The sequence below is a fragment of the Nocardioides sp. 31GB23 genome (genome assembly GCF_040012395.1).
GTDB lineage: Bacteria > Actinomycetota > Actinomycetes > Propionibacteriales > Nocardioidaceae > Nocardioides > Nocardioides salarius.
In genome coordinates this window covers 1-11,123 of sequence record NZ_JBDYKJ010000107.1, presented here as the reverse complement: position 1 = coordinate 11,123, position 11,123 = coordinate 1, and the positions used below count along the sequence as shown (strand labels likewise).

12 protein-coding genes are annotated in these 11,123 nt (G+C 74.2%); 5 read left to right on the top strand and 7 right to left on the bottom strand.

All coding sequences use genetic code 11. The annotated features are described in order from the left end of the window. Positions 1 to 214 precede the first annotated feature (214 nt). The 4 genes from ABKW28_RS21920 (at position 215) to ABKW28_RS21905 (ending at position 3,954) form a co-directional block, all read left to right on the top strand. Positions 215 to 1,372 carry a zinc-binding dehydrogenase gene (locus ABKW28_RS21920; protein ID WP_348613278.1) on the top strand — a complete coding sequence of 386 codons (1,158 nt, stop codon included), beginning with the start codon at positions 215 to 217 and terminating at the stop codon, positions 1,370 to 1,372. A 46-nt stretch (positions 1,373 to 1,418) separates the two neighbouring features. Then, positions 1,419 to 2,813 (top strand): FGGY family carbohydrate kinase, encoded by a 1,395-nt coding sequence (locus tag ABKW28_RS21915; RefSeq protein ID WP_348613276.1) that lies wholly within the window; start codon positions 1,419 to 1,421, stop codon positions 2,811 to 2,813. A gap of 109 nt (positions 2,814 to 2,922) precedes the next feature. Then, a complete protein-coding gene (locus ABKW28_RS21910; RefSeq protein ID WP_193669998.1) occupies positions 2,923 to 3,717 on the top strand; it encodes a siderophore-interacting protein in 795 nt (264 codons plus the stop codon). A gap of 81 nt (positions 3,718 to 3,798) precedes the next feature. Further along, positions 3,799 to 3,954 carry a hypothetical protein gene (locus tag ABKW28_RS21905; protein ID WP_341231938.1) on the top strand — a complete coding sequence of 52 codons (156 nt, stop codon included), beginning with the start codon at positions 3,799 to 3,801 and terminating at the stop codon, positions 3,952 to 3,954. Positions 3,955 to 3,971: 17 nt separating this feature from the next. Here ABKW28_RS21905 and ABKW28_RS21900 read toward each other — a convergent pair whose 3' ends face one another. The 3 genes from ABKW28_RS21900 to ABKW28_RS21890 are packed head-to-tail and all read right to left on the bottom strand — an operon-like array spanning position 3,972 to position 6,528. Then, positions 3,972 to 4,640, bottom strand: coding sequence for a 3-oxoacid CoA-transferase subunit B (locus ABKW28_RS21900; protein WP_193670000.1), 669 nt, complete (start codon positions 4,638 to 4,640; stop codon positions 3,972 to 3,974). Further along, complete coding sequence (locus ABKW28_RS21895; RefSeq protein WP_193670001.1) at positions 4,637 to 5,320, bottom strand: 3-oxoacid CoA-transferase subunit A; 684 nt, start codon at positions 5,318 to 5,320, stop codon at positions 4,637 to 4,639. Before ABKW28_RS21895 ends, ABKW28_RS21900 begins: the two co-directional genes overlap by 4 nt. Next, the gene (locus ABKW28_RS21890) at positions 5,317 to 6,528 is read right to left on the bottom strand and encodes a thiolase family protein (RefSeq protein ID WP_348613274.1); all 1,212 of its coding nucleotides are present in this window, start codon (positions 6,526 to 6,528) and stop codon (positions 5,317 to 5,319) included. Before ABKW28_RS21890 ends, ABKW28_RS21895 begins: the two co-directional genes overlap by 4 nt. Positions 6,529 to 6,628: 100 nt before the next feature. Between ABKW28_RS21890 and ABKW28_RS21885 the strand changes: the two genes are divergently transcribed. Next, a complete protein-coding gene (locus ABKW28_RS21885) occupies positions 6,629 to 7,414 on the top strand; it encodes an IclR family transcriptional regulator C-terminal domain-containing protein (protein ID WP_348613272.1) in 786 nt (261 codons plus the stop codon). A 38-nt stretch (positions 7,415 to 7,452) separates the two neighbouring features. Here the strand turns inward: ABKW28_RS21885 and ABKW28_RS21880 are convergent, their stop codons facing one another. The 4 genes from ABKW28_RS21880 to ABKW28_RS21865 form a co-directional block, all read right to left on the bottom strand. Next, positions 7,453 to 8,232, bottom strand: a complete 780-nt coding sequence (locus ABKW28_RS21880) for an ABC transporter ATP-binding protein (protein ID WP_307822877.1) — start codon at positions 8,230 to 8,232, stop codon at positions 7,453 to 7,455. 84 nt (positions 8,233 to 8,316) lie between these two features. Continuing rightward, positions 8,317 to 9,099 carry an ABC transporter permease gene (locus tag ABKW28_RS21875; RefSeq protein WP_193670004.1) on the bottom strand — a complete coding sequence of 261 codons (783 nt, stop codon included), beginning with the start codon at positions 9,097 to 9,099 and terminating at the stop codon, positions 8,317 to 8,319. Beyond that, the gene (locus tag ABKW28_RS21870; RefSeq protein WP_204797179.1) at positions 9,096 to 9,929 is read right to left on the bottom strand and encodes an ABC transporter permease; all 834 of its coding nucleotides are present in this window, start codon (positions 9,927 to 9,929) and stop codon (positions 9,096 to 9,098) included. Before ABKW28_RS21870 ends, ABKW28_RS21875 begins: the two co-directional genes overlap by 4 nt. Further along, positions 9,926 to 10,897 carry an ABC transporter substrate-binding protein gene (locus ABKW28_RS21865; protein WP_204797180.1) on the bottom strand — a complete coding sequence of 324 codons (972 nt, stop codon included), beginning with the start codon at positions 10,895 to 10,897 and terminating at the stop codon, positions 9,926 to 9,928. Before ABKW28_RS21865 ends, ABKW28_RS21870 begins: the two co-directional genes overlap by 4 nt. Positions 10,898 to 11,123: the final 226 nt, after the last annotated feature.

The window sequence follows — 11,123 nt, the reverse complement described above, 5'->3', positions numbered from 1 at the left end:
CCCCCCCCCCCCCCCCCCCCCCCCCCCCCCCCCCCCCCCCCCCCCCCCCCCCCCCCCCCCCCCCCCCCCCCCACGACCCAGACCACGACCCAGACCACGACCGGGCGGGAGCGCCGGCACGCGCTCGGGCGGGGCGACATACTGCGCGGGTGAGCCGCCGAGACAGCCCCGCCGACCTGCCCCGCCCCACCCAGCGCCCCGCAGGGACCGGCCGGTGAGGGCGGTCGACTGCTCCGGCGGGCGTCTCGAGGTCGTCGACCTGCCCGACCCGCGACCCGGCCGTGGCCAGCTGGTGCTGGGGGTGCGCCGCTGCGGCATCTGCGGCTCCGACCTGCACGCCAGGGACCACGGCGACGCGCTGGCGGAGGTGATGGACGAGCTGGGCTACGCCCACTCGATCCGCCGCGACAACCACGTCGTGCCGGGCCACGAGATCGTCGGCGAGGTGCTCGAGCGCGGCCGCGGCGCCGGGCGCGGGCTGCGCGAGGGCGACCTGGTGGTGCCGTTCCCGCTGGTGCGCGACAGCGCCGGCGTGCACCCGACCGGCCTCTCGCCGCGAGCCCCGGGCGGGTACGCCGAGCGGGTGCTCGTCGAGGGCGCGCTCAGCCTCAAGGTGCCCAACGGCCTCGACGCCGAGACCGCGGTGCTCACCGAGCCGATGGCGGTGGCGCTGCACGCCGTCAACCGCAGCGACGTGGGCCGCAAGGACGTCGCGGTCGTGCTGGGCTGCGGGCCGGTCGGGCTCGCGGTGGTGCTGCAGCTCAAGGCCCGCGGGGTGCGGCGCGTGGTGGCCTCCGACTACTCCGCGGCGCGGCGCGAGCTGGCCCTGGCCTGCGGGGCCGACGCGATCGTCGACCCCGCCGAGGAGTCGGCGTACGACGTCGCTGCCGCGGCGGGGTGGATGCGCTCGGCACCGCAGGTGCTCGACCACGCGCTCGACTCGATGCGGCGCCTGCGCCGGCTCCCGGGGTGGGTGCACCTCTACCGCGCCGCCGACGCGCTGGGCGCCGCCGACATCACCGGCCCGGTGGTCTTCGAGTGCGTCGGGGTGCCCGGGATGATCGAGGGCGTCGTCAGCGCCGCCCCGATCGGCACCCGCGTGGTGGTCGTCGGCGTCTGCATGGGCGAGGACCGGCTGCGGCCCACGATGGCGATCAACAAGGAGATCGACCTGCGCTTCGTGCTGGCCTACACCCCGTTGGAGCTGCGCGACGCGCTGCACCAGCTGGCCGAGGGCGAGGTCGACGCCACGCCCATGGTCACCGGCACCGTCGGGCTCGACGGGGTGGCGGCCGCCTTCGACGCCCTGGGCGACCCCGAGCGGCACGCCAAGATCCTCATCGACCCGGCGAGCAGCGTCACCGCGCCCTGAGCCGCCGCTCTTGAGCCCGACGGCCGAGGTGCACTAGACCAGCACCATGACCCTCGTGCTCGGCATCGACTCCTCGACCCAGTCGACCAAGGCGGTGCTGGTCGACGCCGCCGACGGCACCGTCGTCGAGCAGCGCTCGGCACCGCACCCCCAGGGCACCGAGGTCGACCCTCGGGCCTGGACCGAGGCGCTGACGCAGGCGGCCGGCCCGCTGCTGCCCCGCGCGAGCGCCGTCGCCGTGGCGGGCCAGCAGCACGGGATGGTGGCGCTCGACGAGCAGGGCGACCCGGTGCGCCCCGCCCTGCTGTGGAACGACACCCGCTCCGCGGCCAGCGCGCAGCAGCTCGTCGAGGAGTGGGGCGGCCCGCAGGCCTGCGCCGAGCTCGTCGGCAGCGTGCTGGTGGCCTCGTTCACCGTCACCAAGCTGCGCTGGCTGCGCGAGCACGAGCCCGAGGCCGCCCGGCGCACGCACCGGGTGCTGCTGCCCCACGACCATCTCTCCCAGCACCTGGCCGCGCCGGGCACCCCCGCCTTCACCGACCGCGGCGACGCCTCCGGCACCGGCTACTTCTCGACCGTCGACGACGAGTGGCGTCCCGACCTGGCGGCGGGCGCCCTGGGCCGCGAGGTGGCCCTGCCCCGCATCGCCGCTCCCGGCGATGCGGCCGCCGAGACCAGCGCGGGCCAGGTGCTGGGCGCCGGCACGGGCGACAACATGGCGGCGGCCCTGGCGCTCGACCTCGGCCCCGGCGACGTGCTCCTGTCGGTGGGCACCTCGGGGGTGGCCTCGGAGCGCGTGAGCGAGCCGGTGCTCGACGGGTCGGGGCTGGTCACCGGCTTCGCCGACGCGACGGGCGGCTTCCTGCCCCTGGCGGTCACCCTCAACGCCGCCCGCATCCTCGACCTGCAGGCCCGGCTGCTGGGCGTCGACCACGACGAGCTGGCGGCGCTGGCGCTCACGGCCCCGCCCGGCTCCCACGGAGCCACCCTGCTGCCCTACTACGGCGGCGAGCGCACACCGGACCGTCCGCACGCCGTGGGCACCTGGACGGGCCTGAGCACCACCACCGACCGGGCCGACCTCGCCCGGGCCGCCTTCGAGGCGCTGGCCTGCAGCCTCGCCGACACCGTCGACGCCCTGGCCTCGCGCACCGGCCCCGCCGGCAGCCCCGCCGGGCGTGTCGTGCTGGTCGGGGGCGCGACCCGCAGCCGGGCGCTGCAGCGGGTCCTGCCGGCCGTCCTGGGGCGCGACGTCGAGCTGCCCGACCCGGGCGAGTACGTCGCCCTGGGCGCGGCCCGGCAGGCGGCCTGGGCGCTGGCGGGCACGCCCGCCCCGCCCGCCTGGCCGGCCACCGGCACCCGCACGCTGAGCGCCGAGCCGACACCGCAGGTGCGCGAGCCCTACGCACGGCTGCGCGAGCAGACGGCCGACTGGTCCTGAGCGCCGGGCGCCCGGCGGGGGGCGGACGGGCCCTGGCCCGACGACCGTTGTCCCCGGCAGTTAGGCTTGCCTAACTAGACGCACACGTCCACAGAGAGGGGCAGAGCCCATGCACGGCGAGGTCCGGAGCACCGAGCAGATCTCCCCCACGATGGTCCGCGTCGTCCTCGGCGGCAGCGGGCTCGACGGGCTGGAGATGCCCGACTGCACCGACAGCTACATCAACGCCGCCATCCCGCCCGCGGGAGCGACGTACGGGCCGGTCTTCGACCCGCGGGAGGTCCGCGACACCCACCCCCAGGAGGAGTGGCCGCTGCGCCGGCGCTACAGCGTGCGCCGCTGGGACGCCGAGCGGCGCGAGATGACGCTCGACTTCGTGGTGCACGGCGACGCCGGGCACGGCGGCCCGTGGGCCGACCGCGCGGAGGCCGGTGACGTGCTGGTCTTCAACGGCCCCGGGGGCGACTACCGCCCCCGCAGCGACGCCGACTGGCACCTGCTGGTCGGCGACGAGTCCGCGCTGCCCGCGATCGCGGCGTCGCTCGAGGTCCTGCGCCCCACCGACCACGCCGTGGTCCGGCTGGTCGTCGACGGACCCGAGCACGAGATCGCCCTCGAGAGCCCCGCTCAGCTCGACCTGCAGTGGGTGCATCGCAGCGCCGCGTCGCCGCGTCCCCTGGTCGGCGCCGTCGAGGCGGCCGAGCTGCCGGAGGGGCGGGTGCACGCCTTCGTGCACGGCGAGGCCGAGGAGATCCGCCAGATCCGGGCGCACCTGCTGCGCGACCGCGGCCTGGCCAAGGGCGACCTGTCCTGCTCGCCCTACTGGCGACGCGGGATGGACGACGAGCAGTGGCGCTCGGTGAAGAAGCAGTTCGTGGTCGCCATGGAGGGCGACACGGCCTGAGCCGGCCGCGCCACGCGCCGGCGGCCCGACCCCACCGGGAAGGGTGGGGTCGGAGGCCACCGAGACGGGTACCCAGGAAGCATGGCTGACGACGAGCAGAGGGACCTGCCCAGCACCAACCACCCGTTGCACGGGGAGCCCCGCCGACTCGGCGGGGCCGCGCTGGCCGTGATCGGGCTGGTGCTGCTGGTGGCCGGGGTCGTGGCCCTGCTGACCTGGCTGCGCTACAACACCTGAGCGGGCCGCAGCCCCGCTCAGGCCTCGAGGAGCCGCAGCGGGGCCAGCAGGTCGGCGACCTCCTGCGACGTGGCGCCGTGCAGCTCGAGGACCCGGACCCCCGCGCCGGTGATCTCGAAGGTGCCCAGGTCGGTGTAGACCCGGTCGATGCAGCCCACGCCGGTGAGCGGGTAGGTGCACTCGGGCACCAGCTTGGGCGAGCCGTCCTTGCTCTGCAGCGTCATCATCACCCAGACCCGCTTCGCCCCGATGGCCAGGTCCATCGCCCCGCCCACGGCCGGGATCGCGTCGGGGGCACCGGTGTGCCAGTTGGCCAGGTCGCCGCTCCCGGAGACCTGGAAGGCGCCCAGCACGCACACGTCGAGGTGGCCGCCGCGCATCATCGCGAACGAGTCGGCCTGGTGGAAGTACGACGCCCCCGGCAGCTCGGTCACCGGCACCTTGCCGGCGTTGGTCAGGTCGGGGTCGACCTCGTCGTCGGCCGCGGCCGGGCCCATGTTGAGCATGCCGTTCTCGGTGTGCAGCACCACCCCCGAGCCGGCCGGCAGGTGGTCGGCCACCAGCGTCGGCTGGCCGATGCCGAGGTTGACGTAGGCACCCTCGGGGTGGGCCTCGGCGATGTCGCGCGCGATCGCCGCGGCGATCTGCTCCTTCGTACGACGGGTGGTCCCGGTGGCGGTGCTCATGCGGTGGCCTCCTGGCCGGTCTGCTCGCTCACGACGCGGTCGACGTAGATGCTCGGGGTGACCACGGCCTCGGGGTCCAGCGCGCCGGTGGGCACGACCCGGTCGACCTGGACGGCCACGGTGCGCGCGGCGGTGGCCATCACCGGCCCGAAGTTGCGGGCGGTCCTGCGGTAGACGAGGTTGCCCATCTCGTCGGCCAGGTGCGCCTTGACCAGGGCCAGGTCGCCGCGGATCGGGTGCTCCAGGACGTAGGTGCGCCCGTCGATCTCGCGGGTCTCCTTGCCCTCCGCCAGCGGGGTGCCGACCCCCGTGGGGCTGTAGAACGCGCCGATCCCGGCCCCGGCGGCGCGCATCCGCTCGGCGAGGTTGCCCTGGGGCACCACCTCGAGCTCGACCTCGCCGGCACGGTAGAGCCGGTCGAAGACCCACGAGTCGGCCTGCCGGGGGAAGGAGCAGATCATCTTGCGCACCCGCCCCCGCTCCAGCAGCGCGGCCAGGCCGGTGTCGCCGTTGCCGGCGTTGTTGGACACCACGGTCAGGTCACCGGCGCCCTGGCGGATCAGCGCGTCGATGAGCTCGACCGGCATCCCGGCCATCCCGAAGCCGCCGACGAGCACGGTCGCGCCGTCCTCGACGCCCGCGACCGCGTCGTCGTACGACGTCAGCAGGCGCGCGGTCACGAGGCGCTCGCGGTGTCGGCGACGTTCTCGAGCACGACGGCCAGGCCCTGGCCGACCCCGATGCAGATCGCGGCGACGCCCCAGCGCTCGCCGCTGTGGCGCAGACGGGCGGCCAGGGTGCCCAGCACCCGGCCGCCGGAGGCGCCCAGCGGGTGTCCCATCGCGATGGCGCCGCCCCAGGCGTTGACGATCTCGGGGTCCACGCCCCCCTGTTGCGACCACGCGTCGACGCAGGCCAGCGACTGCACCGCGAAGGCCTCGTTGAGCTCGACGGCCCCGACGTCGCCCCAGCCGATGCCGGCCCGCGCCAGCGCGGTGTTCGCGGCCTCGACGGGCGCGAAGCCGAAATCCTGGGGGTCCAGCGCGTGGGCGCCGCGACCGGCGATCCGGGCGATCGGCGCCAGCCCGATCCGCTCGGCGGCGGCCTCGGAGCCCAGCAGCAGCGCCGAGGCGCCGTCGTTGAGGGGGCTGGCGTTGCCGGCGGTGATGGTGCCGTCGCTGCGGAAGGACGGCTTGAGGCCGGCCAGCTTCTCGGCGGTGGAGCCGTCGCGGATGCTCTCGTCGCGGGCCAGCTCGACGCCGTCCACGCCGACCACCAGCTCGTCGTACGACCCGTCGGCCCAGGCCTGCGCGGCGAGGCGGTGGGAGCGGGCGGCGAACTCGTCCTGGCGCTCGCGGCTGATGGCGAAGCGCTCCTGCAGCTGCTCGTTGGCCTCGCCGAGCGAGACGGTCCACTCGGCGGGCATCTGCTCGTTGACCAGGCGCCAGCCCAGCGTCGTCGAGACCAGCTGGGCGTTGCCGGCCGGGAAGGTGCGCTCGGGCTTGGGCAGCACCCAGGGCGCCCGGGTCATCGACTCCACCCCACCGGCGACCACGACGTCGGCGTCACCGGTCTCGATGGTGCGCGAGGCCTGCATGGCGGCGTCGAGGGAGGAGCCGCACAGCCGGTTGATCGTCGTGGCCGGCACCGACGTCGGCAGCCCGGCCAGCAGCACCGCCATCCGGCCCACGTTGCGGTTGTCCTCGCCGGCCTGGTTGGCGCACCCCCAGGCGACGTCGTCCACCGCGGCGGGGTCGAGGTCCGGCGCCTTGGCGAGCGCGCCGCGCAGGGCGGTCGCGGCGAGGTCGTCGGGACGAGCACCCGCCAGCGCGCCGCCGAAGCGGCCGAACGGGGTCCGCGCCGTCGTGTAGAGGTAGCTACTGGTCATCCCGCACTCCTTGTTCGTTCTCCGCACAATTGTTCTCCAAGCGAACATACCTCGGGCGCGTCCGCCGTTCCAGGCCCGGGGAGGGCCTACCCTGGCCGCCATGAGCGACCCCTCGACGACCGCGCCCGTGGAACCCATCCAGGCCCTGGTGCGCGGACTGGCGGTGATCCGCGCCTTCGACGTCGACCACCCCGCCATGACGCTCAGCGACGTCGCCCGTCGGTCGGGGACCTCGCGGGCCACGGCCCGCCGCATCCTGCACACGCTGGTCAGCGTGGGCTACGTCGACAGCGACGGCCGGTCCTTCCGGCTGCGCCCGCAGGTGCTCGAGCTCGGCTGGGCCTACCTGGCCTCGCTGCGGCTGCCCGAGCTGGTCCAGCCGCACCTCGAGAGCCTCTCGTCGCTGGTCGGCGAGTCGTGCTCGGTGGCGGTGCTCGACGGCACCGACGTCGTCTACGTGGCCCGCGTGGCGACCCGCCGCATCATGACGGTGGGCATCCACGTCGGCACCCGCTTCCCGGCCCACGTCACGGCCATGGGACGCGCCATCCTCGCCAGCTCCGACCCGGCCGAGCAGGAACGGGTGCTGGCGGGCGCCGACCTGAGCGCCCGCACGAGCCGGACGCTCACCGACCCCGCCCGCATCCGCTCGGCGCTCGCCGCGGTGGCCGAGCAGGGCTACGCCCTCAACGACCAGGAGCTGGAGACCGGGCTGCGCTCGCTGGCCGTGGCGATCCGCGGCCGCGACGGCCGCCCGGTGGCGGCCGTCAACGTCTCCACGCACGCCAGCCGCGGGCCGGTCGAGGACACCGTCGAGGACCTGTTGCCGCCGCTGCGGGCCACGCGCGACGCCATCGAGGCCGACCTCGCCATGACGTCGGCCTGACGAGCCCCGGCCGGTGTCGGCGACCGGCCGGGCGGGCATCAGCGCACGTCGCCCGGTCGCACGCCGCGCTTGGCGTCCTGCACCAGCCCGTAGACCCGGTGCCGCAGCTCGCCGAACCGCTCCGAGGAGCGGGTCTCGAGCTGGTCGCGCTCGGCGGGGAGGTCGACCTCCACCGTCCCGAGCACCTCGGTGGGGCGCCCGCTGAGCACCACGACGCGGTTGGCCAGGTAGACCGACTCGTCGATGTCGTGGGTCACGAACAGCACGGTGACCCCGAGCCGGGCCCACAGGCCGCGCACCAGGTCCTCGAGCTCTGCCCGGGTCTGGGCGTCCACGGCCGCGAAGGGCTCGTCCATCACCAGGACCGTCGGCTCGTAGGCCACGGCCCGCGCGATCGCCACCCGCTGCTGCATGCCTCCGGAGAGCTGCCAGGGGTGCGCGCCGGTCATGTCGGCCAGGCCCACCGCCTCGAGCGACTCCTGGACCAGCTCGCGCCGGCGGGCCTTGTCGAGCCCCTTCTCCTTCAGCGGCAGCTCCACGTTCTGCGCCACCGTCATCCAGGGGAACAGGCTGCGCCCGTACTCCTGGAAGACCACCGCCATGTCGGCAGGAGGCGCGGTGACCAGCTTGCCCGCCAGCTCGACCTCACCACCGGACGGCTCGAGGAGTCCGCCGATGCAGCGCAGCAGCGTGGTCTTGCCGGCCCCCGAGGGACCGACGATGCACACGAACTCGCCGCGCTGCACCGAGAACGTGAGGTCCCCGATGGCCTGCACCCCGGTCGCGTAGGTCTTGGTGAGACCACGTACGTCGAGCACGGTCTCGCTCGTGGTGCCAGGGCCTGCCTGGGGGCCTGTCTGGGTCACTGGGTCCTCCATCTGGTGGGTCACGGTCGTCACTGCTCAGCCCTTTCTCTCGGCGGCACGCTGCCCGTGGTACCAGGCGAGCAGCCGCCCCTCCACGACGCGGAAGACCAGCGACAGCAGGACCCCGACGAGGCCCAGCAGCACGATGCCGCTCCACATCTGCGGGATCGCGAAGCCGCGCTGGAACTGGATGATGGTGAAGCCGAGGCCGTTGCTGGCCGCGAACATCTCGCTGATCACCATCAGGATCAGGCCGATGGACAGCGCCTGGCGCGCCCCGGCGGCCACCTGGGGGCTGGCGCCGCGCAGCACGAGGTGGCGCACACGGGTCAGCGGGCCGAGCCGGTAGGCGGCAGCGGCGTCGCGCAGCACCGGGTCGATGCCGCGCACGCCCTCGATCGTGTTCAGCAGGATCGGCCACACGCAGCCCGCCGCGATGACCAGCACCTTCATGGTGTTGCCCACCCCGGCCAGCAGGATCAGGATCGGCACCAGCACCGGCGGCGGGATCGAGCGCAGGAACTCCAGCGGCGGCTCGACCACGGCACGGAAGGTCCGCGAGGAGCCCGCCAGCACGCCGATCGAGATCCCCAGCACCAGGGCGAGGGCGTAGCCGACCAGCAGCCGCCCGAGGCTCGGCAGCACGTCGCTGCCCAGCCGGCCCTCGAGCCAGGTCTCCGGGAAGGTCCCGAGGATCTCGCGCAGCGGGGGCCAGTAGAAGCTCGTGCTGGAGTCGGTGGCCACCCACCAGAGCGCGAGCAGGACGATCGGCAGGCCTGCCACGAGGCCTGCTCGACGCAGGAGGGACAGGGGGCTCATGCGGGGACGTCCCTTCGTTGCGAGGGGTGCCAGCGCAGGCTGCGCCGCTCGACCGTGCGGGCACCGAGGTTGACCACGATCCCGAGCATCCCGGTGACCAGGACGATCGCGTACAGCGTGTCGACCGCACCGGCGGTCTGTGCGGAGGCCAGCAGCCGGCCGAGGCCGGGCGAGCCGATGATCAGCTCGCCGGTGACCTCGAGCACCAGCGCGACCGCGGCGGCGAGCCGGAAGCCGGTCATCACGTAGGGCAGCGCCGTGGGCCACAGCACCGCGCGCACCCGGCGCAGGGTGCCGAACCGGAAGGAGCGGGCGGTGTCGCGGGCGACGGGGTCGACGTCCTGGACGCCGTAGAGGACCTGGACCAGCATCTGCCAGAAGGCGGCGTAGACGACCAGGATCAGCGTGGCCTGCATCTGGGTGCCGTAGAGCAGCACCGCCAGCGGGATCAGCGCCACCGAGGGGATGGGGCGCAGGAACTCCACCGTCGACGCGGTCACGGCCCTCAGCCACGGCTGCGAGCCGATGACCAGGCCGACCACGACGGCGGCGCCCGCCGCGACGGCCAGACCCAGGGCCCAGCCGCGCAGCGTCTGGGCCAGCGCCTCCCAGAACTCCGAGGTGCCGACGAGCTCACCGAGCGCGGCGACCATCTCGGAGAACGGGGGGAAGAAGCGACGGTCGACCACCCCGAGGCGCGGCAGCGCCTCGAGCAGCCCGACCAGGCCCAGCACGCCGGCCAGGCCCAGCACGGGGCTCGAGGTGGCGAGGTCCGTCGCGGACCGGCGACCCCCCAGGCCGCCGGTCCGCGTGGTGGCCGTGTGGGTCACGGCAGCATCGACCCGATGTCCGGGACCTCGCTGAGGGCCCCGTCCTCGACCGCGAGCTCGGCCAGGCGCTGCAGGGAGTCCTGGTCGACGTCGGTCGGGAAGGCGGGCAGCGTGACGCCCTCGGCCGCCTCGGCGTCGAGCGAGGTGTAGGTCTGCACGATGCGACGCACCTCGTCGGGGTTCTGCTCGGCGTACTCCAGCGAGGTCTCCATGGCCGAGGCGAAGCGCTCCACCAGGTCGGCGTCGGCGTCGGCGGTGCTGCCGGAGGTGAAGTAGCTGGCCACCATCAGCTCGGGGTCGGCCTCGGCGAAGTTCCACAGCACCGGGGCGGCGCCTTGGCCCTGGGTGATCGACAAGAAGGGCTCCACGACCCAGGCCGCGTCGATCTGGCCGCCGCTCAGGGCGCCCGGCATGTCGGGGAAGCCGAGCTCGACGTAGTCGATGCTGGAGGGGTCGCCACCGGCCTCGCGGACGGCGTCGTTGATCGTGGTGCTGCCGATGTTGTTGAGCGTGTTGACCGCGACGCGCTTGCCCTCGAGATCGGCCGCGTCCTCGATGCCGCTGCCCTCGGGGGCGACCACGGCGCTGAAGTCGGCTCCGACCTCGCCGGTGGTGCTGTTGCCGGCCGCGACGATGCGCACGTCGAGGCCCTTGTCCTTGGCCACCAGCAGCGAGGTGTTGTTCGAGAAGCCGAACTGGAACTGCCCCGACTCCACGCCGGGCAGGATGGCGGCGCCACCCTGGCCGCTCTCCAGGGTCAGCTCGATGCCCTCGTCCTCGAAGAAGCCCTGGTCCTGCCCCAGGTAGATCGGTGCGACGTCGAGGATCGGGATGATCCCCACGGTCACCTGGTCCAGCCCGGAGGCCGACTCGGTCGTCCCGCCGTCGTCGCCTGCGCCGCACGCCGAGAGCACGAGCGCGGCCGCAGCCAGCATCCCCGTGGCCCACGTGGTCCTGGTCCTCGTCATCGAGCAATCCTTCCGTAGTGTTCGCTGAACGAACATGCGTTCTTCAGACGAACATACGCCGGAGTGTGACGTACGTCAATCGGTTCTGCGCGCAGACCCGCACGCGCGTCACGCGGGACGAGCAGCGAGGGGCGACGGACAGGCCGAGGCGCCTGTCTCTAAACACATCTGACGCGGCCGACGAATAGCCTTGTGTACATCTCGGTGGGCGCCGTAGCATTAAAAA

Excerpts from the sequence above, each read along its gene's own strand:
- ABKW28_RS21900 (WP_193670000.1), bottom strand. The coding sequence starts at position 4,640 with ATGAGCACCGCCACCGGGACCACCCGTCGTACGAAGGAGCAGATCGCC.
- ABKW28_RS21910 (WP_193669998.1), top strand. The coding sequence starts at position 2,923 with ATGCACGGCGAGGTCCGGAGCACCGAGCAGATCTCCCCCACGATGGTC.
- ABKW28_RS21915 (WP_348613276.1), top strand. The coding sequence starts at position 1,419 with ATGACCCTCGTGCTCGGCATCGACTCCTCGACCCAGTCGACCAAGGCG.
- ABKW28_RS21875 (WP_193670004.1), bottom strand. The coding sequence starts at position 9,099 with ATGAGCCCCCTGTCCCTCCTGCGTCGAGCAGGCCTCGTGGCAGGCCTG.
- ABKW28_RS21890 (WP_348613274.1), bottom strand. The coding sequence starts at position 6,528 with ATGACCAGTAGCTACCTCTACACGACGGCGCGGACCCCGTTCGGCCGC.
- ABKW28_RS21865 (WP_204797180.1), bottom strand. The coding sequence starts at position 10,897 with ATGACGAGGACCAGGACCACGTGGGCCACGGGGATGCTGGCTGCGGCC.
- ABKW28_RS21885 (WP_348613272.1), top strand. The coding sequence starts at position 6,629 with ATGAGCGACCCCTCGACGACCGCGCCCGTGGAACCCATCCAGGCCCTG.
- ABKW28_RS21905 (WP_341231938.1), top strand. The coding sequence starts at position 3,799 with ATGGCTGACGACGAGCAGAGGGACCTGCCCAGCACCAACCACCCGTTG.